At 41.3% G+C, this 26,304-nt stretch carries 25 protein-coding genes; 23 read left to right on the top strand and 2 right to left on the bottom strand.

The features are described 5' to 3' along the window. Positions 1 to 22: 22 nt before the first annotated feature. From minC to D6853_RS04080, 20 genes are all read left to right on the top strand, one after another. Positions 23 to 769 (top strand): septum site-determining protein MinC, encoded by a 747-nt coding sequence (minC, locus tag D6853_RS04175; RefSeq protein ID WP_120656677.1) that lies wholly within the window; start codon positions 23 to 25, stop codon positions 767 to 769. Between the two features lie 12 nt (positions 770 to 781). Next, the gene (minD, locus tag D6853_RS04170) at positions 782 to 1,561 is read left to right on the top strand and encodes a septum site-determining protein MinD (RefSeq protein WP_120656675.1); all 780 of its coding nucleotides are present in this window, start codon (positions 782 to 784) and stop codon (positions 1,559 to 1,561) included. Between the two features lie 14 nt (positions 1,562 to 1,575). Next, a complete protein-coding gene (minE, locus tag D6853_RS04165; RefSeq protein ID WP_120656674.1) occupies positions 1,576 to 1,854 on the top strand; it encodes a cell division topological specificity factor MinE in 279 nt (92 codons plus the stop codon). Positions 1,855 to 1,922: 68 nt separating this feature from the next. After that, entirely contained in the window at positions 1,923 to 2,375 is a 453-nt protein-coding gene (locus D6853_RS04160; RefSeq protein ID WP_120656672.1) for a MarR family winged helix-turn-helix transcriptional regulator, read from the top strand. An 89-nt stretch (positions 2,376 to 2,464) separates the two neighbouring features. Then, entirely contained in the window at positions 2,465 to 2,773 is a 309-nt protein-coding gene (locus D6853_RS04155; RefSeq protein WP_442861340.1) for a metal-sensing transcriptional repressor, read from the top strand. Positions 2,774 to 2,816: 43 nt separating this feature from the next. Then, positions 2,817 to 4,745 carry an NADH-quinone oxidoreductase subunit 5 family protein gene (locus tag D6853_RS04150; RefSeq protein ID WP_243108290.1) on the top strand — a complete coding sequence of 643 codons (1,929 nt, stop codon included), beginning with the start codon at positions 2,817 to 2,819 and terminating at the stop codon, positions 4,743 to 4,745. Next, positions 4,745 to 5,614, top strand: a complete 870-nt coding sequence (locus D6853_RS04145; protein WP_120656668.1) for a respiratory chain complex I subunit 1 family protein — start codon at positions 4,745 to 4,747, stop codon at positions 5,612 to 5,614. Before D6853_RS04150 ends, D6853_RS04145 begins: the two co-directional genes overlap by 1 nt. Positions 5,615 to 5,632: 18 nt before the next feature. Further along, positions 5,633 to 6,358 carry an NADH-quinone oxidoreductase subunit B family protein gene (locus D6853_RS15580; RefSeq protein WP_330541422.1) on the top strand — a complete coding sequence of 242 codons (726 nt, stop codon included), beginning with the start codon at positions 5,633 to 5,635 and terminating at the stop codon, positions 6,356 to 6,358. Further along, positions 6,358 to 6,690 (top strand): NADH-quinone oxidoreductase subunit C, encoded by a 333-nt coding sequence (locus D6853_RS04135; protein ID WP_092242732.1) that lies wholly within the window; start codon positions 6,358 to 6,360, stop codon positions 6,688 to 6,690. Before D6853_RS15580 ends, D6853_RS04135 begins: the two co-directional genes overlap by 1 nt. Before the next feature lie 14 nt (positions 6,691 to 6,704). Beyond that, positions 6,705 to 7,784 (top strand): hydrogenase large subunit, encoded by a 1,080-nt coding sequence (locus tag D6853_RS04130; protein ID WP_120656666.1) that lies wholly within the window; start codon positions 6,705 to 6,707, stop codon positions 7,782 to 7,784. Positions 7,785 to 7,823: 39 nt separating this feature from the next. Then, positions 7,824 to 8,330: a 4Fe-4S dicluster domain-containing protein gene (locus D6853_RS04125; protein WP_120656664.1), complete on the top strand. Its 507-nt coding sequence runs from the start codon at positions 7,824 to 7,826 to the stop codon at positions 8,328 to 8,330. After that, positions 8,330 to 10,645: a carbamoyltransferase HypF gene (gene hypF, locus D6853_RS04120; RefSeq protein ID WP_120656662.1), complete on the top strand. Its 2,316-nt coding sequence runs from the start codon at positions 8,330 to 8,332 to the stop codon at positions 10,643 to 10,645. The genes D6853_RS04125 and hypF overlap by 1 nt, the downstream gene beginning before the upstream one ends. A 31-nt stretch (positions 10,646 to 10,676) precedes the next feature. Continuing rightward, positions 10,677 to 10,895 (top strand): HypC/HybG/HupF family hydrogenase formation chaperone, encoded by a 219-nt coding sequence (locus D6853_RS04115; RefSeq protein WP_120656660.1) that lies wholly within the window; start codon positions 10,677 to 10,679, stop codon positions 10,893 to 10,895. Position 10,896: 1 nt separating this feature from the next. Beyond that, positions 10,897 to 11,943: a hydrogenase formation protein HypD gene (gene hypD / locus D6853_RS04110; RefSeq protein WP_120656658.1), complete on the top strand. Its 1,047-nt coding sequence runs from the start codon at positions 10,897 to 10,899 to the stop codon at positions 11,941 to 11,943. Between the two features lie 4 nt (positions 11,944 to 11,947). After that, the gene (gene hypE, locus D6853_RS04105; protein ID WP_120656656.1) at positions 11,948 to 12,958 is read left to right on the top strand and encodes a hydrogenase expression/formation protein HypE; all 1,011 of its coding nucleotides are present in this window, start codon (positions 11,948 to 11,950) and stop codon (positions 12,956 to 12,958) included. Between the two features lie 41 nt (positions 12,959 to 12,999). Next, the gene (locus D6853_RS04100; RefSeq protein ID WP_120656654.1) at positions 13,000 to 13,890 is read left to right on the top strand and encodes an adaptor protein MecA; all 891 of its coding nucleotides are present in this window, start codon (positions 13,000 to 13,002) and stop codon (positions 13,888 to 13,890) included. A gap of 89 nt (positions 13,891 to 13,979) precedes the next feature. Continuing rightward, positions 13,980 to 14,696: a pseudouridine synthase gene (locus D6853_RS04095; RefSeq protein WP_120656652.1), complete on the top strand. Its 717-nt coding sequence runs from the start codon at positions 13,980 to 13,982 to the stop codon at positions 14,694 to 14,696. Between the two features lie 112 nt (positions 14,697 to 14,808). Continuing rightward, positions 14,809 to 16,851 (top strand): NAD-dependent DNA ligase LigA, encoded by a 2,043-nt coding sequence (ligA, locus tag D6853_RS04090; protein WP_120656650.1) that lies wholly within the window; start codon positions 14,809 to 14,811, stop codon positions 16,849 to 16,851. Continuing rightward, entirely contained in the window at positions 16,841 to 17,818 is a 978-nt protein-coding gene (metA, locus tag D6853_RS04085) for a homoserine O-acetyltransferase MetA (protein WP_120656648.1), read from the top strand. Before ligA ends, metA begins: the two co-directional genes overlap by 11 nt. 136 nt (positions 17,819 to 17,954) lie before the next feature. Then, complete coding sequence (locus D6853_RS04080) at positions 17,955 to 18,434, top strand: hypothetical protein (protein WP_120656646.1); 480 nt, start codon at positions 17,955 to 17,957, stop codon at positions 18,432 to 18,434. A gap of 31 nt (positions 18,435 to 18,465) precedes the next feature. Here D6853_RS04080 and D6853_RS04075 read toward each other — a convergent pair whose 3' ends face one another. Beyond that, positions 18,466 to 22,716, bottom strand: a complete 4,251-nt coding sequence (locus D6853_RS04075) for a 2-hydroxyacyl-CoA dehydratase (RefSeq protein WP_120656644.1) — start codon at positions 22,714 to 22,716, stop codon at positions 18,466 to 18,468. Positions 22,717 to 22,896: 180 nt separating this feature from the next. Here D6853_RS04075 and D6853_RS04070 point away from each other — a divergent pair, with 180 nt between their 5' ends. The 3 genes from D6853_RS04070 to D6853_RS04060 are packed head-to-tail and all read left to right on the top strand — an operon-like array spanning position 22,897 to position 24,953. Next, positions 22,897 to 23,760, top strand: a complete 864-nt coding sequence (locus D6853_RS04070) for a hypothetical protein (RefSeq protein WP_120656642.1) — start codon at positions 22,897 to 22,899, stop codon at positions 23,758 to 23,760. A 9-nt stretch (positions 23,761 to 23,769) separates the two neighbouring features. Continuing rightward, positions 23,770 to 24,537 carry a hypothetical protein gene (locus D6853_RS04065; RefSeq protein WP_120656640.1) on the top strand — a complete coding sequence of 256 codons (768 nt, stop codon included), beginning with the start codon at positions 23,770 to 23,772 and terminating at the stop codon, positions 24,535 to 24,537. Further along, on the top strand, positions 24,537 to 24,953 hold the full coding sequence (locus tag D6853_RS04060) for a hypothetical protein (protein WP_120656638.1): 417 nt from the start codon (positions 24,537 to 24,539) through the stop codon (positions 24,951 to 24,953). The genes D6853_RS04065 and D6853_RS04060 overlap by 1 nt, the downstream gene beginning before the upstream one ends. A gap of 45 nt (positions 24,954 to 24,998) precedes the next feature. On the opposite strand, the gene D6853_RS04055 is transcribed toward D6853_RS04060, so the two are convergent. Then, entirely contained in the window at positions 24,999 to 25,976 is a 978-nt protein-coding gene (locus D6853_RS04055; RefSeq protein ID WP_120656636.1) for a helix-turn-helix domain-containing protein, read from the bottom strand. Positions 25,977 to 26,304 lie beyond the last annotated feature (328 nt).

Below are 26,304 nucleotides of genomic sequence, written 5' to 3'. Positions count from 1 at the left end.
TAATAAAGGTTGGTAATAGGTTTTGAATCAGCTAGTTACGATCAAAGGAACAAAATCAGGTATAATCCTTGTTCTTGACAATGCAGCTCCATTCCCTGTGCTATCTGATGAAGTCGCTTCAAGGTTCAAGGAAGCAGCTTCGTTTTTGGGAAATAAGAACATGGGTCTTATCATCAGAGGAAGAAAGCTCTCTGATGATGAGGAAAGTAAGATAGTAAAGATCATTGAAGATAACTGCGAGCTTAAGATATTCTGCGTTATTGACGAAGAATCCGGACTTGAGAAGATATTTGAGCATATCCCGTCTTCGGATAGTAACTTACAAAGTGATAACAGCGCGGATATCGAGGCTATACAGGATAACGACGGCAGTAACAATGCGCTTATACTTAAAGGGAACCTTAGATCCGGACAGGATGTATCCTGCAAGCAAAGCGTTGTTATTTTGGGCGATGTTAAGCCCGGTGCCAACGTTATATCTTATGGCAGTATCTTTATTTTGGGTGAGCTTCGCGGCAATGCATTTGCAGGTGCCGGCGGAGACAGAAGTGCGATTGTCATGGCTCTTAATCTCAATCCGCTTCAAGTAAGGATCGCTGATGCGATCGCTATTTCGCCCGATGCCGAGAAAGGCCCCAAGCTTAAATTCAAGAAAAAGAAGCTGATGGGAAATGATAACGGTGGGGAACCCGAGGTTGCTTATATTGAAGGTGATCACATTGTAAAGACAGCTTATGGCGCATCATTTCTTAGACAGCTAAATAACTAATTGGAGGAAAAAATGGGAGAAGTAATAGTAGTAACATCAGGAAAAGGCGGAGTAGGTAAGACAACAAGTACTGCTAACTTAGGTACGGGACTTGCCAAGCTTAACAAAAAAGTAGTTCTCATTGATACAGATATAGGACTTCGTAACCTTGACGTTGTCATGGGACTTGAAAACAGAATAGTTTATAATCTTGTAGACGTTATCGAAGGAAATTGCAAACTTAAGCAGGCTCTTATAAGAGATAAGAGATATGAGACACTGTTTCTTTTACCTGCTGCTCAGACCAAAGATAAGACAAGCGTAACTCCTGAGCAGATGAAGCAGCTTACAGAGCAGCTTGCAACAGAGTTTGATTATGTGCTTCTTGATTGCCCCGCAGGAATCGAGCAGGGATTTAAGAATGCTATAGCGGGTGCTGACAGAGCGCTTGTAGTTACAACACCGGAGGTTTCCGCTGTTCGTGACGCAGATAGAATTATCGGCCTTCTTGAGGCTAATGAGATCAAGAAGACTCAGCTTATCGTCAACAGACTTCGTGCAGAGATGATAAAGAGAGGCGATATGATGTCAGCCGACGATGTCATCGATATTCTTGCAGTTGAGCTTATCGGACAGGTTCCGGATGATGAGCATATTGTAGTTGCTACCAACAACGGTGAGCCTTTGGTTGGTGACAATTCTCTTGCAGGACAGGCTTATATGAACATTTGCCGCAGAATTACGGGCGAACAGGTTCCTTTCCTTGATCTTGATGCCAAGAAAGGCTTGTTTGGCTGGCTTAAGAAGAAATAATAGGAGGCAATATTATGAAACTTTCAGATCTTTTCAAGAAAAAGACTTCCAGTGATATTGCCAAGGATCGTCTTAAGCTTGTTCTTGTTTCGGACAGAGCTTCTTGCTCGCCCGAGCTTATGGCTAAGATCAGAAGCGACATCATAGAAGTGCTTTCTAAATACGCTGAGATTGATATGGACGGAATCGACATCAATATAACCAATATTGATGCAGATGAGAACGGTGGAAAATCAGCACCTGCTCTTTATGCGAATATTCCTATCAAGAATATGAATCACAACGTGAAATAACAGGATAAACTTAATTGAATTATGATATAATATGAGTGGTCATAATTACAAGATATCAGGAGATATTTATGAGCGGAAGCGAAGATGTATATGAATCATTAAAACTTGGAAATCAGCTGTGTTTTCCACTTTATGCTTGCTCAAAAGAAATCATCAGGAAATATAAGCCGTTTCTTGATGCTTTGGATCTTACATATACTCAGTACATAACAATGATGGTAATGTGGGAGAAAAAGAGTGTTAACGTTAAAACTCTTGGTGAGAATCTTTTTCTTGATTCCGGAACTCTCACACCTGTTTTGAAAAAGCTCGAGTCTAAGGGCTACATAACAAGAGAAAGATCGGATAAGGATGAACGCAATCTCATTGTCAGAGTCACTGATGAGGGAGAGGCACTCAAAGATAAAGCTATATCCATTCCTCAGAAGGTTGGAGCTTGTGTATGCCTTAGCGCCGATGAAAGCAAGGTTTTATACGATCTGTTATACAAGATTATCGGAAAGGTTTGTGAAACAGATTGATCTTTAAATGTAATCATAAATACGGTCTGCAATGCGTGGTTTGTTTGTGTTTTTGAAAGTCAAAAATTTAACGAAACCGCGCCTTGTTTATGGAGGCAGTTATGACTTCTCATAATCATAATCATCACCATGACCCTGAGAAGATTAAAGCCATCGTTAATCGACTGTCCAAGGCAATCGGACACCTTGAATCGGTCAAAAGGATGGTAGAGGACGATCGTGACTGTTCCGAAGTTCTTGTACAATTGGCAGCTGTACGTTCCGCGATCAACAACACCGGAAAAGAGCTTCTAAAGGAACATATAAGTCACTGCATTGTTCACGCAATTCAGGAAGGCGATGAAGATGCCATTATTGAACTAAATGATGCCATCGACAAATTTATGAAATCTACATGAGTGATAATACTCATGCAAATTGTATGTGAAAGGGGCGAACACCTTGGCTAATATTATAAACGTAGTTTACTTTCTTATTCTTTTTCCCTTTATTATGGCGATAATAATCGGATTACTTAAGAAAGCAAGTCCGCTTAGAAGTGCTGTTATTATCATAGGCGGATTTACTATTATGGCTGCTGCAATTTATGTTGCTGTTAATGTTCTCTTGTCCGGTAAAATACACATCGTTTATCTTGAGAACATAGAGCTTTATAATCATATTGTTGTAGCTTTGGAAGTATTTTTGATGGTACTTGTATGTTTCCTTAGTATCAAGTACAAGAAATTTTACGCAATTATTTTTTCGCTTGTCGGAACCATTCCGGTTCTGTGGATGGATCTCACAGGTAGAGCAGTAGAGTACTCTAATCATCTACGTATTGATACTTTTACTGCTGTTATGTATCTGATCGTAGGTGTTGTAGGTATTCTTATCTGTATCTATGCATCAGGTTACATGAAAGACTATCATCACCATCACACAGATGTGCAGGATCGTTCCAATTATTTCCTTGCACTTATGTTTGTGTTCCTTGGAGCGATGTTTGGTCTCATTTCTTCAGACAATCTTGGATTCATCTATTTCTTCTGGGAGATCACAAGTGTTTGTTCATTCCTTATGATCGGTTATACAAGAACCCAGGAAGCTGTAGATAATTCATTCAGAGCTTTATGGATGAACCTTCTCGGAGGCTGTGGATTTGCGGCAGGCCTTATGTATTGCAATATGAATCTCGAAATTGCAAATTTAAGCGACCTTACAGGCATCGCAGCTACTTCTAAATTCGTTATTGTTCCGGTTACACTTTTTGCTTTTGCTGCTCTTACAAAGAGTGCACAATTTCCTTTTTCAAGATGGCTCCTTGGTGCCATGGTTGCACCTACACCTTCAAGTGCGCTTCTTCACTCGGCAACAATGGTTAAGATCGGTGTATATATGCTTATAAGAGTGTCCCCTCTTTTGTACAATACACTTACAGGTATCATGATCACTGTTATCGGTGGATTTACATTCTTTGCAGCGTCTCTTCTTGCTATTACAGTAAGCGATGGCAAGAAAGTTCTTGCTTATTCAACAATTTCAAATCTCGGTCTTATTACAGCCTGTGCCGGAACCGGTACTACAGAGGGTGTATGGGCCGCTGTTATGCTTGTGCTTTTCCATGCTGTATCTAAGTCACTTCTTTTCCAGACAGTCGGAGATATCGAGAACTGTATGCACAGTCGTGATATAGAGGATATGCACGGACTTATCATCAAGCTTCCCAGACTTGCATTTATCATGATGATCGGTATCTGCGGTATGTTCATGGCGCCTTTCGGTATGCTTGTATCTAAGTGGGCCGCACTTAAGGCTTTCGTTGATTCAGGCAGCGTTTGGCTTGTTATTTTCCTTGTATTTGGTTCAGGAAGTACACTTTTCTACTGGGCTAAGTGGCTTGGTAAGATCTGTACCGTAATTCACCAGTCATTCGAGCTTGAAGACATTACTCCCAGAAGTGAGATGGTATCTATTTTCCCTCTTACTTCACTGATTGTTATCATGTGCTTTGCCTTCCCTTGGATGTCAACCAACATGATACAACCGATTCTGAATGAGTCATTCCAGGAACTGATCGATCCCGTTATCGGTGGAAGTGACGTTATCATCATGATGATCATGGTTACTATGATCTTCCTTATTCCTATCGGTTCAAGATTCCTTGCTATCGGTAAGAATTCCAAGATGACGATGTCGTATGTTGCCGGAGTCAATGCCGGTGATGACAGACACTATATAGATTCTTTCGGTAAAGAGAGAGCGCTTTACATGTCCAACTGGTATATGGATGAGTATTTTGGTGAAAAGAAGCTTCTTTTACCTTGTATAATCGTAGCTGCCGTTTTGGTTGCGGTAATGCTTATTATTGTGGTAGGAGGTGCGTTCTGATGACTGTATCTATTATTGTAAAAGCATTATTATATGTTATTTTGGCACCGTTTATCGGCGGCTTATTATCGGGCGTTGACAGAGTCTTTTCGGCGCGTATGCAGGGAAGACAGGGACCTCCGCTTTTCCAGCCTTTTTATGATGTTTTTAAGCTGTTAAATAAACAGACCACCGTAGTTAACGGTATTCAGGTTCTTTTCGTTACGGCTTACCTTATATTCACAATCTTTACGGGAGCTCTGTTCTTTGCAGGCGGAGATATGCTTCTTGTTTTCTTCGCACTTTCAATGTCAGAGGTTATGATGGTACTTGCCGCTTTTTCAACAAACGGCCCTTACAGTATCATGGGAGCTCAGCGTGAACTTTTGCAGATGATGTGCTACGAGCCGATGACACTTCTTGTTGCTATAGGTTTCTACTATGCAAACGGAAGCTTCATGGTAAATGACCTCATTCATGCAGATATGCCTGCAATTGTACAGATACCCGGTTTCTTTATCGGATTTGTTTTCATCCTTATCATTAAACTTAGGAAGTCACCGTTTGATCTTAGTACATCTCATCATATGCACCAGGAGATGGTAAAAGGTCTTACGACCGATCTTTCGGGTGGCAACCTTGCACGTGTTGAGATAGCAGAATGGTATGACACTGTTCTTATGATGGGTATTGTAGGAATGTTCTTTATCACGAACAATCCTATAAGTATCGTATGGGCAGTGATCGCATGCTCGATCGTATTTTTCCTTGAGACACTTATTGATAATCTTTTCCCTCGTGTTAAGTACATCACAATGCTCAAGGTTACATGGGCGGTTATCCTCGTATTTGCGGGAACCAACCTGCTGATCCTTAATGTTCTTAAATAATCAAAAGGAGAAAAGCAAATGAAAATATCGAAATCACCATGGGTGTTACATTATGACGGCTCCAGCTGTAACGGCTGCGATATAGAAGTTCTTGCTACAATGACTCCTCTCTATGACGTAGAGAGATTCGGAATTATAAATACAGGTAATCCCAAGCATGCCGATGTCCTTCTTTTGACAGGTGGCGTAAATGCTCAGACGGCTCCTGTTATCAGACAGCTCTACAACATGATGCCCGATCCCAAAGTTGTTATTGCTTGCGGAATCTGTGCATGTGACGGAGGAATCTTCAAGGAGTGTTACAACATCTTGGGAGGATCCGACAAGGTCGTACCCGTTGATGTTTATGTTCCCGGTTGTGCCGTAAGACCTGAGGCTCTGATTCAGGGCGTAGTTAAGGCTGTAGGAATTCTCGAGGAGAAGAGAAAGAAGTTAAAAGAATCTATGAAAGCCGGCTACTGTATGGTTGATTACAGTAAGATGGCTGTACATATGACCGCGGATGACTATGATCCCAGCACGCAGTATGATGCGATCCTCACTGAGGAAGCGCTCAGAGAGCAAGCTGAAGAGAAGATGAAAGCTACCGCAAAGCCAGCACCTAAGCCGGCAGCACCCGCTGCGGCGCCAAATGCGGCTGCAGCCAATACAAATGCTGCACCTGCTGCGGCAACAGCAACAGCGACTGCAACGGCGCCAAATCCAAATGCTGCGGATAATTCCGGGAAAGGAGATAACGCATAATGAATACAGAATTCACAGCCGTTAACCCCGGCAGCATTATAGATGAATCACAGAAGCTTAAATTTGCGGGATACCATCTCATGCAGCAGTGTGCTACAAGAATTCCCGATGCTTATGAGCTTATATATACCTTCGGAAAAGGACTTGAAGTTAAACAGCTCAAGATTACCCTTCCCGAAAACGAAGAGATCTCAAGTATAACAAGTATTTATCCATGCGCTTTTATATATGAGAACGAGATGCATGATCTTTTCGGTGTGCAGATCAAGATGATCAACATTGACTTTGAAGGTAAACTCTATCGCACAGCGATCGAGACACCGTTTAAATAATTGGAGGAACCCAAATGTCTAACAGAAGTGTAATTCCCTTTGGACCCCAGCATCCGGTTCTTCCGGAGCCGATTCACTTAGACCTTGTTATGGAGGATGAGAAGGTTGTTGAAGCTATTCCTTCCATCGGTTTCATTCACAGAGGTCTTGAGAAGCTGGTAGATAAAAAAGATTTTAACGAGATGGTTTACGTTGCGGAGCGTATCTGCGGTATCTGTTCTCTTGGTCACGGTCTTGGTTATTCTGAGGCTGTTGAGCATATTATGGATATCGAAGTCCCCGCAAGAGCAAGATATCTTAGGACTATTTGGTCCGAACTCAGTAGGATCCATTCTCATTTGCTTTGGATGGGTCTTCTTGCAGATGCTTTCGGATTTGAGAGCTTGTACATGGACTGCTGGAGACTCAGAGAAGAAGCTCTTGATATGTTCGAAGCTTCTACAGGCGGACGAGTTATCTTTTCCGTTATGAAGATCGGCGGTATCAGAAGAGATGTATCCAACGAGATGCTTAAGGACTTTAATGAGCGTATTTTCAAGATGGAAGAGGATCTTAAGACTATTGCAAGACCTTTCCTTGAAGATGCGGCGGTTCAGACAAGACTTCGCGGTGTAGGTGTACTTACTGCAGAGCAGGCCGATGCACTCGGATGTACGGGACCGTTCCTTAGAGCAAGCGGAATAAGCTGTGATATAAGATCAACAGGCTACTGTGCATACGGTGATATCAACTTCACACCAATCGTAAGCACTGAAGGCGATTCATATGCTCGTACAAAATGCCGTATCGAAGAGATTTTCCAGGCTTTTGATATCATTCATCAGTGTATCGACAAAATGCCTTCAGGAGATATCGAAGTTCCCGTTAAGGGAATGCCTAACGGCGAATATATGATGAGAATCGAGCAGCCTCGTGGCGAAGCTCTTTACTATGTAAAGGCTAACGGAACCAAGTTTATCGACAGAATGAGAGTCCGCACACCCACATTTGCTAACCTTTCCGGTCTTGTTGAGATCTTGAAAGGTTGTGATCTTGCGGATGTTCCTATCCTCGTTCTTACGATCGATCCTTGCATCAGCTGCACGGAGAGATAAATAGTATGAGTATTGATATGCTCACAATGGGAGATTATTATGGCACTTATAAGTTTTAAGAAAACTATATTACGTAATCTTTTTTCAAAGCCCTATACGAGAAAGACTGAGAAGGAATTTCCCGAAGGAACAAGAGGACATGTTGAAAACGACATGGATGTGTGTATTCTTTGCGGACTTTGTTCGATCAAATGTCCAACACATGCTATCACTGTAGATAAAGCAGAAAAGACATGGTCAATAAGACCTATGAGCTGCATTCAGTGTAGATGCTGCGTTGACAATTGTCCTAAGAAATGCCTTTCAATGGGCACAAGATTCCAGGAGCCCGGCGATGAGAAGGTTACCAAGACCTTTAAACAGTCCGAGAAGGCTATCGCTGCACAGGAAGCTCTTATGAAGGCTGCCAAAGAGAGAGCTGCCGCAGCAGCCGCTGCAAAAGCCGCGGCCGCACAGGGTGGAGCTGCACCTGCTACACCTGCTCAGGGAGCACCTGCAGCACCTGCTCAGAATGCACCGCAGAACGTGGAAGAAAAGAAAGATTGATGATAATATCACTTATGATTAAAGGGGCGGTCCAAGGAGTTGGCTATCGCCCCTTTATTGCCAGCTTAGCAACTGAATATCATCTTAAAGGAATGGTCAGAAATATAGGCACTGCAGTTGAAATCCGGGTGACAGGTAACGACAGGGATTTAAATGAGTTTGTAAATGTCGTTAAGACCAAGTACCCTGCAGGTGCTTTTATTTTGAATGTCGTGGAAAAGCATATCAAAAAAGATCCTTCTTTTAAGTATGACAGTTTCGTGATTGAGGATAGCATTCCTGTTTCTTTATCAGATGATCTTTCCGTCTTTTCACCCGATATAGGTATCTGTGATGATTGCCTTAAGGAGATGCTTGATGTTAAGAACAGAAGGTACAGATATCCTCTTATAAGCTGCGCTTCATGCGGACCCAGGATTAGCATAGCAGACCGTTTTCCGTATGACAGAGATACAACAACCATGGACGCATTTAATATGTGTCCTGTATGCGAGGCGGAATACAAAGAAGGCAGACGAAGACACGCTCAGACGATTTCCTGTCATGATTGCGGGCCTCAGATGCTTCTGGATTATTATGAATTTCGCGGCAGAAATAATCTTTTATCTCATGAGGAAAAGGATAGTGCTGTAAAGAAAGCTGCCGAAATTCTTCTTCACGGAGATGCCATAGGTCTTAAGGGGATAAGCGGATATCAGCTTCTTTGTCTTCCGACAGACAGCTCGGCAAGGCTGCTAAGACAGATAAAAGGCAGAGAAAATAAGCCTTTTGCCATAATGTTTTCGTCTATAGAACAAATAAAAGAATATGCGCATCTTTCAGCGCTTGAAGAAAAGCTTTTGACTTCCTCATCAAGGCCGATAGTTCTTTTAAATAAAAAGGTTGATTTCGGTGACGAAGTATTAAAAGGTTCCGGTTATATCGGAGCGTTTCTTCCATCAGCAGGCATCCATAGACTGATCTGCGATGAGGTTGGCCCAATTATATGTACAAGTGCCAATAAGTCCGATGCACCTATGATCATTTCGGATGAAGATTTTAGAAAGACTTTCATGCCGCCGTTTGGTGATGAGTATAATTCTCAGATACATGTGCGCGGTATCCTTTATCATAAAAGAGAGATAAATATGGCTCAGGACGACAGCGTTATTTTTGTTATTAAGCATAAAGACGGATCGGAAACAAGTCATTTTATCAGAAGGGCAAGAGGATTTGCGCCTCTCCCTGTTTTGGTTAAAAACATTGAGAATAATACAAAGATACTAGCCATGGGCGGCGATCTTAAGAGCACCTTTTCTTTTGCCATTAAAGATAAGATAATGCCGTCTCAGTATATAGGCGACCTTGAAGATTATTCGGTATTTGAGAATTACAAGGATGTACTTGATAGATTTGAGAAGCTCTATGAATTTGAACCCAAGATAATAGTAAGAGATATGCATCCGCTTTATATTTCGCATTCATATGCGGAAAAAGTGGCCGATTTTTCAGAAGAAAAGCTTAAGATGCTTGATGTTCAGCATCATTATGCGCATACGCTTTCCGTTATGGCTGAGAATTCGCTTGTTAGCTGTATAGGAGTAAGCTTTGACGGTACCGGATACGGTACAGACGGTAATGTCTGGGGCGGAGAATTCCTTATGTGTAACAGGACAAAATTTGAGAGGAAAGCGCATCTTTCATATGTTAAACTATGCGGAGGAAATACAGCGCCCAAAGATGCCACTCTTGTTGCAGGGTGCTATGAAGATGCTCTTGGATACATGGTTTTACAGGATTCGCAAAGGGCGGCTCTTGCAAATAATATAAATACTTTTGAGACTTCAAGTATGGGAAGGTTATTTGACGCCGTAAGTGCCTTGTTAAACATTCGAGCGTTTAATTCATATGAAGGCGAATGTGCTGTAATGCTTGAAAAGGCAGCAAGCTCTTTTTCCGGGGATTCATATCCCGAAATATGCTTCAATGTTGAGGAAGACGACGGCGTGCTTATAGCAGATCAGCTTTTGCTATATAATGACATTAAAAAGCTTTTAGATTCAAAAGAATTTGATATAAATCAGATAGCATATGCCTTTCATATGACTGTTATTAAGCTTATTTTGGATGTGTGCGTAAGAATACGAGAAGCTTCAGGCGAAAATAAGGTCTGTTTGTCCGGTGGAGTGTTCCTAAACAGGATCATCCTAAGAGAGAGTATTCGTGTTTTAAAAGAGAATTCTTTTGATGTATACGTTAATAAGCTTGTTCCCGCAGGTGATGGCGGAATATCTTTGGGACAAGCGTATTATGCGATGTTGTATTGCGATAAGTAGTTTATGCTTATCAAGATAGAAAGGAATTTTTATGTGTGTTGCAATACCGGGAACGGTCATAGCTTTAGACGGAACCAAAGCCACGGTTGATTTTAGCGGCAATAAGGTTACCGCAGAGGCAGGACTTGTCGATGTGGCAGTCGGAGATAAGGTTTTGGTTCACGCGGGCTGCATAATTCAGACAATGGATGAGAAGCTTGCAAAAGAAACTATGGATCTATTCAAAGAAATCGAGGATTTGATGGTCTGATATGATCGGTGATGATATAAAAGCTATTGCAGAACAACTTAAGAACTATGACGGCGACGAAGTAAGGATAATGGAGGTTTGCGGCACGCATACTGCCGCTATATCGGAAAACGGCATTCCTTCAATGCTTTCGCCGAAGATCAAGCTGATTTCGGGACCGGGGTGCCCGGTTTGCGTTACGGTTACAGCGGTTATCGACAAGCTTGTGGAGCTTTCGATGAGAGATGACACTATCGTGCTTACCTTTGGAGACCTTATAAGGGTAAAGGGAACAAATAAGTCCCTGGCTGATGCAAAGGCTGACAGAGCGCATGTCAAAATGGTGTATTCTCCGATGGAAACAGTTAAAATGGCGGAAAATGATCCTTCTCATACATATGTTTTTGCTGCGATCGGATTTGAGACTACCGCGCCTGTTTATGCCATGGTATTGGAAGAAGCCATTGCCAAAGGTCTTGATAATCTAAAGCTTCTGACTTCCATAAAGACCATGCCACAGGTTATTCGATGGGTTGTAAAAAATGGTGGTGGAATCGATGGCTTTATCGCTCCGGGACATGTTGCAACGATCACCGGAAGTGATATATTTAAAGAGCTTTCGGAAGAGCTTGAGTTGCCTTTTGTTGTATCCGGTTTCGAGGGAGCACAGCTTCTTTTGACAATATATGCTTTAACTTGTATGAAGGGCAAAAAGGGCATTAAAAACCTCTATAAGAGCGTTGTGACTCCTGAAGGTAATGTTAAAGCAAAAGAATTATTAAACAAGTATTTTGAGTCTTCTGACGCCTCCTGGAGGGGAATGGGCAAGATAAAAGGTTCGGGCCTGGTTCTCAAGAAGGAATTTGAAAAATATGACGCTGGAAGCCGTGATCTTGATGAAGATAATATGCCTGCAGGATGCTGCTGTGCATCAGTTCTTGTCGGTAAGATAAAGCCCTCTGACTGTCCCATGTATGGTAAAAACTGCACTCCCGACAATGCTCACGGGGCTTGCATGGTATCTACCGAGGGAAGCTGCTATAACTATTTTGTTTCGGGAAGAAAGTAAAGATATGAAAATTACAATGGCTCATGGGAGCGGCGGAGAATCTACGTCTGCTCTTATAAAAGATGTTTTTTCCAAATGTTTTAAAAACGAGATCCTTGATAAGCTTGAGGATTCGGCAGTTGTAACAGGAAGCGGCAAGATTGCCGTTACTACCGACAGCTTTGTTGTTACTCCGCTGATTTTCCCCGGAGGAGATATAGGAAGACTTGCCGTTTGCGGCACTGTAAACGATCTTCTTATGAGCGGAGCGACGCCAAAATATATTACCTGCGGAGCTGTACTTGAAGAAGGGCTCGATATTGACCTTCTTGATAAGGTTATCGCATCAATGGCACAGACTGCCGAGGAAGCCGGCGTTATCATTGTGTCCGGCGATACCAAAGTCATAGAGAACAGAGGCGCTGAGCCCGGACTTATCATCAATACATCCGGTATCGGTTTTATAGATGAGTCAAAAGAGCCTGTGGGACCCTTTAATCTTAAAGATGGGGATAAACTTTTGGTGACGGGCAATCTTGGAGATCATCACGCGGCTATTTTGGGATGCAGAATGGGAATAGAAAATGACATCAAGTCAGATTGTGCGCCTCTTGGTGATATTGTGGGCAACCTTTTGGCTGATAACATCAGGGTTCATGCTATGAGGGATGTTACAAGAGGAGGTCTTGGAACCGTTCTCAATGAATTTGCCTCAGCTTCAGAATGCAACATTGAAATTGATGAAGAATCACTTCCTGTAGATCCTTCGGTAAAAGAGTTCTGCGGATTACTCGGTCTTGACCCGATATATATGGGAAATGAAGGCAAGGCTCTTATTGTTGTCCATAAGGATGACGCTCAAAAAGCCCTTACGATCGTAAAAAACGCTAAATATGGTGCAAACGCACAGATTATCGGTCAGGTTATTAAGGATCGCAGCAAAAATGACGATAATTATGTTATTCTTAACACAAAGTTAGGTGGAAAGCGCGTTGTCGGACTTATGTACGGTGAGGGGCTTCCAAGAATATGCTAATTGTTGTAAAATAGCATATAAGAATTTAAAAGAGGTAGATAATGGAGTTTAAAAGAATAGATAAAGAAACTGTCAAATGTATCATCACGGAAGATGATATGGATGAGCAGGGAATTAAATTAGAAGACCTTTTTGAGAAGAAGAAAGAAGCTATGGATTTTCTTCATGATATCATGAGGAAAGCTCAGGAAGAAGTTGATTACAGACCCACCGGATCTTTTACACCTATGCAGATAACCGTTCTTCCCGACCATACGATCTCGCTTACACTTTCCGAGAATTCTTCAAGCTCTTTTGCTGATATGCTTAAAACTGTTACTCAGCAGGCCGGTATCAAGATTCCCAAGAATGTTCTTGAGGATCTCGGGGATTGCGAGAACGAAGAGCGCCTGCAGAGACTTAACGAGTATCTTCAGAGCCTTAAGCAGCTTACTAGCTCTGTAAAGGATATTCTTGATAATACCAAGAAGTTTACAGGCAAAAACGACAATAAGATTCCGATCACATCGAATCCATCTGCAGATGCCAGAAGACAGCTTGCCGAACAGATTACAAACAGTGCCAAAGAGCGTATTGAAGAAGCACATAAGTCTTCGGATAAGTCACAAGAAGATCTTGAAAGACTTAAATTTCACGAGTATATTTTCTCTTTTGCCGACATGAGAACTGCGATAAGCTTCTGCGCAAAAGCGCCTACTGATATTGCTATCAAGGGCTCTTTATACAGAGATGCCAAACGCGGTGCATATTACCTTCATCTTGAAAGATGCAGTGAAGATGCCAAGAAGTTTGCTTCGCTATTTACGATGGCATATGAATTCGGACATTTCTATGCTTCGAATCCTTCGGTTATCGCTCATATTAAGGAAACCTACGAGTGCATTATTAAAGATGATGCGATTTCCAAGCTTTCATCAATTGCTTTATCTTAATTGTAATTGCGAATAAAGTATTCATCAGTCTCAACAGGCCTTTTAACGAGGCTGGTTGAGACTGTTTTATATAATGGGACATGTGATTTATGCGACTTAACAGATATATTGCTGCTTGCGGAGTATGCTCTAGGCGGGGTGCCGACAAGCTCATCGAAGAAAAAAGAATAACCGTAAACGGAGAAATTGCCTCTTTCGGTACGGAAGTTAAAGAAGGGGACAAGGTTCTTTTTGACAAAAAAGAGATCACGCCGGCTAAAGAAAGTATCGTTCTTGCTTATTATAAGCCTGTCGGAGTTGTGTGTACCGAAAAGGATAAGCACGCCCAAGAAACTGTGATCGAAAATCTGGGCTTTTCGGAGCGTGTTACCTACGCTGGCAGACTCGATAAGGATTCCGAGGGACTTCTTTTAATGAGCAACGACGGCAAGCTCATTGAAGCGATGATGAAGGGTGCAAACAAACACGAAAAAGAATATGAGGTTATAGTTGATAAAGAGCTAAGCGGCGAGATCTTAAATAAGCTTTCCAATGGTATATATCTTCCCGAGCTTGACAGGACCACGCGCGGCTGCAAAGTTAAAAGGACAGGTACAAAGTCTTTTAACATAATATTGACCCAGGGACTTAACAGGCAGATAAGGCGAATGTGTAAAGAAGTCGGGCTTAATGTTGTTTCTCTTAAGAGAATAAGAGTCATGACGGTAAATCTTAAGGATTATAAGCTTGGCCCGGGCAAATATGCCAAGCTGTCAGATAAGGAAAAAGCTAAGCTTTATGAGGCGTGTGGACTTAAAATGAAGTAAGATAAGCATATTTATCAAAAATAAATGGCATAAACTTCTTATTTGCTGATATAATTAGATTTAATTGCAGGCTTGTAATAGGCCTATATAAAATAAAGTTGGGGTGTTTGATATGTCTTTTGATGAAAAAACAAATGAGATTAAACTTAAGTACGATGAACTTGTAAAGACCATCAAACATCATATGGATCTTTATTACAATCAGGATGAGCCTGAAATATCCGATTACGAGTACGACATGCTGATGCAGGAGCTCAAGAGGATAGAGAAGGAGTATCCTGATTTTGTTATGCCAGATTCTCCCAGTAAGATTGTTGGAGGAGTGGCCAAAAGAGAAGCCGGAGTTAAGGTTACTCATAACGTTCCGATGCTTTCTATCGAGGATGTTTTTAACAAGGAAGACGTTGAAGCCTTTGTAAAGAAGGTTATTCTTAAGTATCCTGATGCCAAATTTTCTGTTGAACAGAAGATTGACGGACTTAGTTTATCTCTTAGATACAACAAGGCTACTAACGATAATAAGCTGCATCTTTCGCTTGCTGAGACCAGAGGAGACGGCCTTATAGGTGAAGATGTTACAGCCAATGCGCTTGTTATTCCCGATATCAAGGAGGTTTTGGACCTTCCGTATGATTATCTTGAGCTTAGGGGCGAGGTTTACATGTCTCATGAAGCTTTTGATAAATTCAATGAAGAGCAGGAAAAACTTGGAAAAAAGACTGCGGCCAATCCCAGAAATCTTGCAGCCGGAACGCTTCGTCAGCTTGATCCTGCGATAACAAAAGCGCGCGGACTCAAGATGTTTGTTTTTAACGTTCAGGACGGCCCCGATGAGCTTAGAAGCTCTCACTGCGGCGGACTAGATATTTTGGAAAAGGCAGGCGTTAAAACTGTTTTTCATAAGCTGTGCGAAGGTGCGGGAGAAGTTGTAGCCGCCATCGATGAGATCGGAGAGATGAGAGAGAATCTTGATTTTGATCTTGACGGAGCGGTTGTTAAGATTGACCGCGTTGCATACAGAGAAGATTTCCCTGCTGGTTCCAAGTATTCAAGCGGACACATCGCTTATAAGTATCCTCCGGAAGAAAAGATAATCGTAATGGACGAGATTCTGGTTGACGTAGGAAGAACCGGTAAGCTCACTTTTACAGGAAGTTTCCATGACAAAGAAACAGGTAAGCCTGCAAGACTTTGTGGAACCAGTGTGTCCAGAGCTACGTTACACAATCAGGATTATATTACCGAGAACAAAGTCGGAATAGGCGGTGAATACAAGCTTTATAAGAGCGGAGAGATCATACCTAAGCTTAACGGCTGTGTCAAAGAGCCCGAGTACATATATGAGGCTCCTCGAATGTGCCCTGTGTGCGGAAGCCATCTTGTAAGAGAGGAAGATACTGCTGATATCAGGTGTGTCAATCCCACTTGCCCTGCGCAGGTCACTAGAACAATCGCGTATTTTACATCCAGAGATGCCATGAATATCATGGGACTTGGAGATACGCTTGTTGATGCCCTTGTTTCAGAAGGATATCTACACGATTACTCCGATATATATCTTCTTAAAGAGCACAGAGATGAGCTTATAGAAAAAGGAATTATCGGTAAGGAAAAGAATACCGACAAACTCCTTAATGAGATAGAAAAATCCAAGGAAAACGATCCTGTCAGGCTCCTTACGGGACTTGCTATCCGAAATGTCGGAAAGTCAACTGCAAGAGAGCTTATGAAGCATTTTGATAATCTTATGGATCTGTCCAAAGTTACTGTTGACGGATTTTTACAGATTCCCGATATCGGAGAGACCACGGCCGGCGATCTTTATGAGTTTTTCCATGATGAGAAGACTATTTTGATACTTAATAAGATGAAAGAGCTTGGTCTTAATATGGACGCTGTAAAAGAAGAAGGCAGCTCCGATAAGCTTGCGGGAATGACCATTGTTGTTACCGGAACACTTCCAAGCCTTGGGAGAAAAGAAGCTGAAGAGCTTATTATCAAAAACGGCGGAAAGCCCTCAGGCAGTGTGTCTAAGAAGACAAGTCTGGTGCTTGCCGGAGAAGCTGCCGGAAGTAAGCTTACCAAAGCAAATGAGCTTGGAATAAAAGTTATAGATGAAGCTGAATTTATGGAGATGATTAAAGATGCCAATTAAAATACAGAACGATCTACCCGCAAGGGAGATACTTGAAAAAGAGAATATATTCGTTGTAGATGAGAACAGAGCTTGTCATCAGGATATCAGATCTCTTCAGATCTGTATTCTAAATCTTATGCCTCTTAAAGAGGATACAGAGCTTCAGCTCCTTCGTTCGATGTCCAATACACCTCTGCAGATAGATGTCTCTTTTATGCAGATGAGTTCTCATCACTCAACAAATACTTCTCCGAACCATTTGAACCGTTTCTACAACACTTTTGATGAGTTAAAAGACAGAACGTTCGACGGAATGATCATTACAGGAGCTCCCGTTGAGCAGATGCCTTTTGAAGAAGTGGATTACTGGAAAGAGTTATGCGAAGTATTTGAGTGGACAAAGACCAATGTCACCTCGACATTTCATATCTGTTGGGGCGCACAGGCCGGTATTTATTATCACTACGGAATAGACAAAGAGGCTTTGACCGAAAAAAGATTCGGGATATACGAGCATAAAGTAATGAACAGGAAGGTTCCGCTTGTTCGAGGCTTTGACGATGTGTTTAAGCTTCCTCATTCAAGACACACCGAGACTCCTGCCGACAAGATCCATGCATGCGATGATCTTGTTGTTCTTGCCGAGTCTGAGATAGCCGGGGTATTTCTTTGTATAAATAAGTCCGGAAGCCAGATATTTGCGATGGGACATGCCGAATATGACAGACTGACTCTGGATACAGAGTATAAGAGAGATCTTTCAAAGGGACTTCCGATAAAGATGCCAATTAACTATTATCCCGATAACAATCCCGATAATAAGCCTATGCTCCAGTGGAGAAGTCACGCCAATATTTTATACACGAACTGGCTGAATTATTATGTTTACCAGAACACTCCATATCAGTGGGGGCAGATCCTTGATGAAGAAAAGAGAAAGCTTGCTTCCAAGGGACTTACCAAGAAACTTCAGTCAGATCTCTAAAGCCACATCCGTACTTGCTTTATAGGCTATTATAGTTGTAATTACGCACAAAATAAGGTAAAATATTATTGTTAAGTCGTTCATTTTTACCAAAAATCGTGCTTCAAAAAGCGCTGTGCGCAAAGGAGATAATCGTATGGGTCTTGAAATGGAAAACGAAGAGCTTGAAACTAAGAATGAACTTAAGAAAAAACCTACAAAGAAGACCAAAGAGATGCTGGAAGAGAATTCGAAGCAGATTGAAGAGCTTAAAGATGAGCAGATAAAGCTTAACGCTGTTCTTTCCGAACTTGATAAGGAAGAAGAGGCTATAGGTACGCGCTCAGCCCTCAAGATGAAGGTTACTCATAAGAAATTCGGTAATGGTCAGGTCGTTAAACAGGAAGGCAAGTACATCGAGGTTAAATTCAAAGATGTCGTAAAGAAATTTGTTCTTCCCGGCTGCATCGCCGATAAATATTTGGAAGTTGAGGACGAACAGGTCTACGAGTACTATGTAAAATGCAATGAGAACCACAAAAAGCGCATGGAAACTGAACTCAAGATCAAATCAGCAATATATGCCATCCAAAGACACGAGGATGCAATAGATAGACTTAATGCAAAATTAAAATAAAAAAGGTCAGCCTTTATAGGCTGACCTCTTTTTAACTGAGTTTTCTGTTATCATCAACTTTCTTCTGAGCTGTTGAGAGCATAAGTTTGATTCGATTAAGCTGATTAACTTCTGATGCGCCGGGGTCGTAGTCAATTGCTACGATGTTGCATCCCGGATACATGTGACGCATCTTCTTTATAACTCCTTTACCCACTACGTGGTTAGGAAGGCATCCGAAAGGCTGCGTACATACGATATTTGATGCACCTTCTTTAATGAGCTCAACCATTTCTCCCGTAAGGAACCAGCCTTCACCCGTTTGATTTCCGATATCAACGATAGGCTCGGCATATTCCACAAGCTTGTAAATTGGCTCGGGAGGAGTGAAGTGCGTACTCTTCTTATATGCATTGGTTGCTCCGCTTCGAAGTCTTTCAAGAACCCATATTCCGAGTCTGCAAAGAGTTGCTGTTACAGGTGATGTTCCAAGCTCTTTTGCTTTGTATATCTGGTTGTAGAAGCAGTAGAGCATGAAACCGATAAGCTCAGGTACAACGGCTTCTGCACCTTCGGCTTCCAAAAGTTCTACCAGGTGATTGTTGGCTGCGGGTGCGTATTTTACAAGAATCTCGCCTACTACGCCGACTCTGGGCTTAACTTCATCCGTGATAGGTATCTTATCAAAGTCTTCAACTATCTGTCTGCATAATTTTTCAAACTTAAAGATATTGTTGTGTTTTGCAGTTAAGAAATCAACACATACTTTGAGCCATTTCTTATGACATTCATCAACAGAACCGGGAACCTGTTCATAAGGTCTCATTCTGTATACGCACTTCATGAATATATCACCGAAAATAGCAGCGTAAGCAGCTTTTACGAACATCTTTTTATCGATCTTAAAGCCGGGATTTGCTTCCATCTTGGACAGATTAAGTGAAACAACGGGAATCTGCTCCATTCCGGCTTTTTTGAGAGCTCTTCTGATAAATCCGATATAATTTGTGGCTCTGCAGCCGCCACCTGTCTGTGACATGATGACAGCGATTTTATCAAGATCGTATTTACCGCTGCTAAGCTCGTCCATAATCTGACCGACAACCCAAAGAGAAGGGTAGCAGGCATCATTATTAACGTATTTAAGGCCCATGTCGATCGCGTGCCTGTTGTCGTTCTGCATTACAACGAAGTTATAACCGCAAGATGAGAACGCGGGTTCTAACAGATCAAAGTGAATAGGAGACATTTGAGGGCAGAGAATAGTATATCTCTTTCTCATTTCTTCTGTAAAAAGAACTCTCTTATTAGCTGTAGACTGAATGTCTCTGATCTTTTTCTTTTGCTTTCTTACTCTGATCGCGGCAAGAAGAGAGCGGACTCTTATCCTTGCGCTTCCGAGGTTGTTGACTTCGTCGATCTTAAGGCATGTATAGATCTTATCAGAGCCTGAAAGGATGTCATTAACCTGATCGGTTGTTACGGCGTCAAGACCGCAGCCAAACGAATTAAGCTGTATAAGATCGAGGTCTTCTCTGGTTCTTACAAAAGTAGCTGCAGCATAAAGTCTTGAGTGATACATCCACTGATCCGAGACAATAAGAGGCCTGTCAGGTTTTCCTAGGTGCGATACGCTGTCCTCTGTAAGAACGGCCACTCCGTAAGAGCAGATCATATCGGGAATTCCATGATTTATCTCAGGATCTACGTGATAAGGACGGCCTGCAAGAACGATGCCGTGCTTATTGTTTTCTTTCATCCAGCGAAGAGTCTCTTCACCTTTTGCCGATATATCTTTTCTCATCTTGTCCATTTCGGCCCATGCAAGCTTAGAAGCCTTTATAACTTCTTCTGCCGGAATCTCCGAAAATTCTTTTACAAGAGACTTGGTTGCAACTTCGAGGTTGGTAAAAGCCATGAAAGGATTTCTGAGTTTTACTTTTCCTTCGGTTATTGACTCAACGTTATTCTTAATATTCTCTGAATATGAAGTGACAATAGGGCAGTTGTAATGGTTTGTTGCACCGGGAACTTCTTCTCTTTCATAAAAAAGTCCTGGATAGAAGATGAAATCAACCTTCTGCTTAATAAGCCACTCAATATGTCCGTGAGAGAGCTTTGCGGGATAACATTCCGATTCACTGGGAATAGATTCAATACCAAGCTCATAGATCTGATGAGTCGATCTCGGTGAAAGAACAACCCTGTATCCAAGCTCTGTAAAGAATGTGAACCAGAAAGGATAGTTCTCATAGAAATTAAGAACTCTGGGTATACCGACTGTACCTCTTATCGCCTTGTCGGGTGTAAGAGGCTCATAGCCAAACATTCTCTTATATTTATAATCAAAAAGATTGGGTATTCCGTCGGCGTTTTTAACCTTACCGATACCTCTTTCACATCTGTTTCCTGAGATATGCTGACGACCGCCGGTAAACTTATTGATCGTAAGTCTGCAGTGGTTGGTGCAACCCTGGCAGGTTGTCATGCTGGTCGTATATTCAAGATTGTTGATCTGATCGATAGTAAGCATTGTTGTCTTGTAGCTTGTATCTTCATTAAATCTGTCTCTTGCTATAAGAGCAGCGCCGAATGCGCCCATGATGCCTGCGATATCGGGACGAATAGCCTCGGCACCGGAGATGATCTCAAATGCTCTAAGTACTGCGTCATTATAGAAGGTTCCGCCCTGAACGACAATATGGCTTCCGAGGTCTTTGGCGTCGGAAACTTTGATAACTTTAAACAGAGCATTTTTTATAACAGAATAAGCAAGACCCGAGGAGATATCAGCAACATCGGCACCTTCTTTCTGTGCCTGTTTAACTCGTGAATTCATAAATACCGTACATCTTGTTCCGAGATCTACTGGCGATTTAGCATATAATGCGACTTTGGCAAAGTCCTGAACACTGTAAGACAAGGACTTGGCAAAAGTCTCAATGAAAGAGCCGCAGCCTGATGAACAAGCTTCATTAAGCTGAACGGAATCAACGGACTGATTCTTGATATGAATACACTTCATGTCCTGACCGCCGATATCGAGAATACAGTCAACTTCGGGATCAAAGAATGCAGCGGCGTTGTAATGGGCAATTGTCTCAACTTCACCGTCATCAAGAAGGAGAGCAGACTTAAGAAGAGCTTCGCCGTAACCTGTTGAACAAGCTCTTGTGATATGAACGTCTGCAGGCTTAAGCTTATAGATTTCCTGAATTGAGGAAATTGCAGTCTTAAGCGGACTTCCGTTATTGCTTGAATAGAATGAATAGAGGAGATCACCGTCCTCGCTTATAAGAGCACACTTGGTTGTTGTAGAACCTGCGTCGATTCCAAGGAAAGCATTACCCTTGTAATCATCGAGTTTCTTGGTCTTTACCTTATACTGATCCTGGCGATTTCTGAACTTTTTATATTCATCCTCATTATTAAAGAGAGGATCAAGACGCGAAACCTCAGCCTCCAAAACAATCTTGTGAGATAGCTTATCAACCATCTCATCCATTGAATAAAAAGTTTCTTCTTTAGCATTGAGAGCGGAACCGATAGCAGCAAAAAGATGCGAATTATCGGTGTTTATAGTATGTTCTTCATCAAGCTTTAAAGTTCTTATAAATGCTTCTTTTAACTGATCAAGGAAATGTAAGGGGCCGCCAAGGAATGCGACATGACCTCTGATAGGTTTACCGCAGGCAAGTCCGGAAATAGTCTGATTGACAACAGCCTGGAAAATAGAAGCTGCAAGGTCTTCTTTGGTGGCACCTTCATTGATAAGAGGCTGAATGTCGGATTTAGCAAAAACACCGCATCTTGCGGCAATTGTATAAAGAGAGTTATAGCTTTTGGCGTATTCATTAAGACCTGATGCGTCAGTCTGCAAAAGAGCAGCCATCTGGTCAATAAAAGAACCTGTACCGCCGGCGCAGATACCGTTCATGCGCTGCTCGACGTTACCGCCTTCAAAATATATGATCTTGGCATCCTCACCGCCGAGCTCGATAGCAACGTCTGTCTTAGGCGCAAGCTCTTTAAGAGAAGTGGAAACTGCAATAACCTCCTGGACAAAAGGAACTTCAAGGTGCTTAGCGAGCGTAAGTCCGCCGGAACCGGTGATCACGGGATGAAGTGTAACGTTACCCGCTGTTTCTTTTGCTTCCTTAAGAAGATCTGCAAGCGTTTCCTGAATATTGGCGAAGTGCCTCTTGTAATCGGAGAAGATAATTTTTTTCTCACTGTCAAGGAGTGCCACTTTTACCGTGGTTGAGCCAATATCAATGCCTAAAGTATAATCTTTGGATATCATAAAAAACCTCACTTTAAATAAGTAGACAAGCTTAATCATTATAATGCAGCATAAGGATAAAATCAAATAAATGAGCTATTTTCAAACGGGCTGAAAACACGTTAAAAAGGGCATGTTTACAATAGCCTTCGCCGATGATAAAATCAAATGATCAGCTTTGTATAGGAAACGAGGGATTTTATGAATAATTTTATAGACAAAATGGAAAGAAAATTCGGAAGATTCGCGATCGCCAATCTTACCAAATACATCATAGGGCTTTATATTATAGGATATGTGCTTGATTTTGCGCCTAAAAGCGTTAATTTTATGTATTTATTCTCGCTAGATCCTGAGCTTGTTTTACAAGGACAGATATGGAGGCTTTTTACATGGCTTCTTATTCCACCTGCACAATTCAGCATCTTGTTGATAATAACCCTTCTTTTTTATTACTACGTCGGCACTTCATTGGAGCGCACGATCGGAACTTTTAGGTATAACCTGTTTATCTTTTCCGGAATGCTCCTTATGATCGCATCATCATTCGTTGCGTATTTTTTATTTAAGGATGTTACGATTTTCTCAGTTAATATGCGGCTTTTCTCATATTCGATAAGTACCTACTATATCCAGATGACGGTGTTGTTTGCTTTTGCGATCTGTTATCCGGATACGACTGTTCTTTTTATGATGTTTATACCTCTCAAGGTTAAATGGCTCGCTTATTTCTACGCAGCGCTTGTTCTTTATGATTGCTACAGTGCACTGCGAATTTCCAATTATTTCATGATCGCAGCAGTTATCTCGCAGGCGATAAATCTTTTACTCTTTTACTTAAGTCTTGGTAAGCTTAATCACTTAAGGCCCAAAGAAGTGAAGAGAAGAAATGAGTTTAAGAAAAATGTTCAGATCCGTCCCAAGGGAATAACAAGGCATAAATGCGCCGTTTGCGGAAGAACGGAAGAGGACGATCCTAATCTTGAGTTCAGATTCTGCTCAAAGTGTAACGGTAACTACGAATATTGCCAGGATCATCTGTTTACACACGAGCATGTTAAATAAGGAGCTGTAATGGGAAATATTGATAATAAGGAAAAAGAGTTTGCGCAGATCCTTAAATCTGTGACAAGATACGCCAGAGAAAACAGAAATACCATTTCAAAAGATGAGGTAATAGAAGCTTTTTCCGAGCTTGATCTTGATGAGAAACAGCTTGAAATGGTGCTTGAGTATCTTAAAAATCATAAGATCGGAGTCGATGAAGAAGCGGTATTTAATGACGAAGATCTGACGGAAGACGAGACCAATTACCTCAATGATTATCTTGAAAGCCTTAATGCGCTCCCCAAGTATAATGACGGAGAAAAAGAAGCTATCACGATATCTGCGCTTGCAGGTGATAAAGATGCTCAGAGCAAGCTTATCGAGATGTATCTTCCTCTTGTTGTTGATGTTGCGAGAATGTATTCTGAGCAGGGTGTTTATATCGAGGATCTTATAGGAGAGGGTAATGTCGCCCTTACCAAAGGAGTCACGATGCTTGACGCTGTCGGAGAGCCTTCCGAGGTTGAGGGATTTCTTTATAATTTGATGCTTGATGCAATGGAAAACATTATTGAGGAGAATCTTGCCGAAGATGCCGGAGCTCAGAAGGTTCTTAAGCTTGTCCAGGAGGTTGCTGATAAAGCCAAAGAACTTGCGGATGATCTCAGAAGGAAAGTTACGGTAAAAGAGCTTATGGAGGAGACCGGCTGGGATGAAGACAAGATTCGCACAGCCATCAAATTCAGTGCCGACAACATCGAAGATCTTGACAGCGGAGAAGACAAAAAGAAGTAATGAATACAATAATTAACGAAGATGATTTCAAATATTATATGCAGGACATTGAGAGATATTATTTTGGTGCCCGCTATGATTACAATGAACTTATACAAAACGAACTTGTTCCTTTTAAATTTAAAACCGTTATAACCAAGTATTTCAAAGATGAGATAGACTTCTCGACCACAATAGAGAGCCATATCTATCACATGAACAGAGAAAGCTATGATTACAAGGTATATAAACAGCTGCGAACCAGAGTAAGAACCAGCATATACAAGAATCCGGAAAAGAAAGACAAAGGATTCAAAGAAAAAGTCTACAAAATTGAAGAAATCGCCAAGTTTTCTATCGAAGATAAAGAAAAACTCGGAATGATCGTAAGAGAAGTGATCATTTCCAAGCTTGGTCTTTGGGGATTTCAGGTATGATATTTAAAAAATACAAAGAGCCTTATAAAGGCTCTTTTTTGTGTGCTAATTTACTTCGCATTTCAAATCTGCAAAATGCGGATTTCTGTTTAGTGGATGTCTGTCTTCATTTAGCATTCGGAATTTAGACGGCGGATAGCCGGTACTCTTTCTGAAAGCTCGCGTAAATGCCGTGCTGCTTGCGAAGCCGGCCTGATATGAGATATCGGTAATGGATAGCTCAGGATTTGATAAAAGAGACTGTGCATAGTTTATACGCATTTGCTGTAAATACTGATAAAAAGTAAGTCCTGTATATTCGGTGAATATTCTTTCAAAATGATACTTACTGAATCCTGCATAGGCGGCAATGTCTTCCAGTGATATCTCTTCGGTAAAATGCTCGGACAGATAGGTGCATACATTTCCCAGAGATATGCTGTTTTTGAAGCTTGCGGATACGGCTGCGGATTCAGAACCCTGCAAAACATTGATATTTTTACCGCAGAAAGCGATAAATTGCATGAGCAGTGAATATATCTCAAGTTCTCCGTATGGATCAAGCTCAGTAAAAGACATAAGACTGTCATCTATATGCTTTTCATTTAAATGAATTGCAGGTGAGGAACCGAAGTAAATCTCCATTATCATATTGAGCCATGCACATATCTTGTTATACATATCCGGAGGACATGAGCTTTTCTTTATGTGAAGGGCGGGAGACATTAGTCTGAACGCTTTTTCAATCTCTTTTAACGCGGTAATACCCGAAAAATCAGCCTGTATATATACTCTTGATCCCGGAGATAATGAGAAAATCTCGTGAATGACAGCAGGGCAGATCATGAGGATATCGTCAATTTCGACATTGTAAGTATGATTGCCGCATATAACTTTATATGGTGCTTCCTTAGGCCAGATAATCTCAATATCTGTATGCCAATGAGGAGGATAATCAACATGCATTCTGTTTATATACATTCTAAGACTTGTATTGATCTTGTGTTGAACACTTTCTTTTGTGCTGGCGATACGATTTTTCATGGTATTATACCTACCTTTTTGAGTAGCAATTTTTTATTTTAGATATAAGTATAAAATTGCTTTAAAAATACGGATTTTTAATAAAGTATTTTAGATAAATCTTTAATTAATAGACATTATAACATATGCCAGCCAAAAAACTCACCAAAAAAGTGACAATTTGTATAGTAAAATATGACAAAAGCCACTTTGGAATAAAAATGCCCACAAATAAAATAGCAATTTTAGTCTGTTTATTAGCAACTTTTTGAAAGCAATAAAGATGGGATTCAATTATAGTTAATTTTAAGTAAGAAACATTCAAATGTTTCAAAAGTAAGGATATTTT

The sequence above is a fragment of the Butyrivibrio sp. X503 genome, assembly GCF_003625475.1.
Classification (GTDB): Bacteria; Bacillota; Clostridia; order Lachnospirales; family Lachnospiraceae; genus Butyrivibrio.
Note: the sequence above shows the minus strand (reverse complement) of the source record. Positions and strands in the feature narration are given on the sequence as shown.

Excerpts from the sequence above, each read along its gene's own strand:
- D6853_RS04075 (WP_120656644.1), bottom strand. The coding sequence starts at position 22,716 with ATGATATCCAAAGATTATACTTTAGGCATTGATATTGGCTCAACCACG.
- ligA (WP_120656650.1), top strand. The coding sequence starts at position 14,809 with ATGTCTTTTGATGAAAAAACAAATGAGATTAAACTTAAGTACGATGAA.
- D6853_RS04160 (WP_120656672.1), top strand. The coding sequence starts at position 1,923 with ATGAGCGGAAGCGAAGATGTATATGAATCATTAAAACTTGGAAATCAG.
- minE (WP_120656674.1), top strand. The coding sequence starts at position 1,576 with ATGAAACTTTCAGATCTTTTCAAGAAAAAGACTTCCAGTGATATTGCC.
- D6853_RS04115 (WP_120656660.1), top strand. The coding sequence starts at position 10,677 with ATGTGTGTTGCAATACCGGGAACGGTCATAGCTTTAGACGGAACCAAA.
- metA (WP_120656648.1), top strand. The coding sequence starts at position 16,841 with ATGCCAATTAAAATACAGAACGATCTACCCGCAAGGGAGATACTTGAA.
- D6853_RS04060 (WP_120656638.1), top strand. The coding sequence starts at position 24,537 with ATGAATACAATAATTAACGAAGATGATTTCAAATATTATATGCAGGAC.
- D6853_RS04065 (WP_120656640.1), top strand. The coding sequence starts at position 23,770 with ATGGGAAATATTGATAATAAGGAAAAAGAGTTTGCGCAGATCCTTAAA.
- D6853_RS04135 (WP_092242732.1), top strand. The coding sequence starts at position 6,358 with ATGAATACAGAATTCACAGCCGTTAACCCCGGCAGCATTATAGATGAA.
- D6853_RS15580 (WP_330541422.1), top strand. The coding sequence starts at position 5,633 with ATGAAAATATCGAAATCACCATGGGTGTTACATTATGACGGCTCCAGC.
- D6853_RS04130 (WP_120656666.1), top strand. The coding sequence starts at position 6,705 with ATGTCTAACAGAAGTGTAATTCCCTTTGGACCCCAGCATCCGGTTCTT.
- D6853_RS04055 (WP_120656636.1), bottom strand. The coding sequence starts at position 25,976 with ATGAAAAATCGTATCGCCAGCACAAAAGAAAGTGTTCAACACAAGATC.
- hypE (WP_120656656.1), top strand. The coding sequence starts at position 11,948 with ATGAAAATTACAATGGCTCATGGGAGCGGCGGAGAATCTACGTCTGCT.
- D6853_RS04100 (WP_120656654.1), top strand. The coding sequence starts at position 13,000 with ATGGAGTTTAAAAGAATAGATAAAGAAACTGTCAAATGTATCATCACG.
- D6853_RS04080 (WP_120656646.1), top strand. The coding sequence starts at position 17,955 with ATGGGTCTTGAAATGGAAAACGAAGAGCTTGAAACTAAGAATGAACTT.
- D6853_RS04145 (WP_120656668.1), top strand. The coding sequence starts at position 4,745 with ATGACTGTATCTATTATTGTAAAAGCATTATTATATGTTATTTTGGCA.
- minD (WP_120656675.1), top strand. The coding sequence starts at position 782 with ATGGGAGAAGTAATAGTAGTAACATCAGGAAAAGGCGGAGTAGGTAAG.
- hypF (WP_120656662.1), top strand. The coding sequence starts at position 8,330 with ATGATAATATCACTTATGATTAAAGGGGCGGTCCAAGGAGTTGGCTAT.
- D6853_RS04095 (WP_120656652.1), top strand. The coding sequence starts at position 13,980 with ATGCGACTTAACAGATATATTGCTGCTTGCGGAGTATGCTCTAGGCGG.
- D6853_RS04070 (WP_120656642.1), top strand. The coding sequence starts at position 22,897 with ATGAATAATTTTATAGACAAAATGGAAAGAAAATTCGGAAGATTCGCG.
- D6853_RS04125 (WP_120656664.1), top strand. The coding sequence starts at position 7,824 with ATGGCACTTATAAGTTTTAAGAAAACTATATTACGTAATCTTTTTTCA.
- hypD (WP_120656658.1), top strand. The coding sequence starts at position 10,897 with ATGATCGGTGATGATATAAAAGCTATTGCAGAACAACTTAAGAACTAT.
- D6853_RS04155 (WP_442861340.1), top strand. The coding sequence starts at position 2,465 with ATGGAGGCAGTTATGACTTCTCATAATCATAATCATCACCATGACCCT.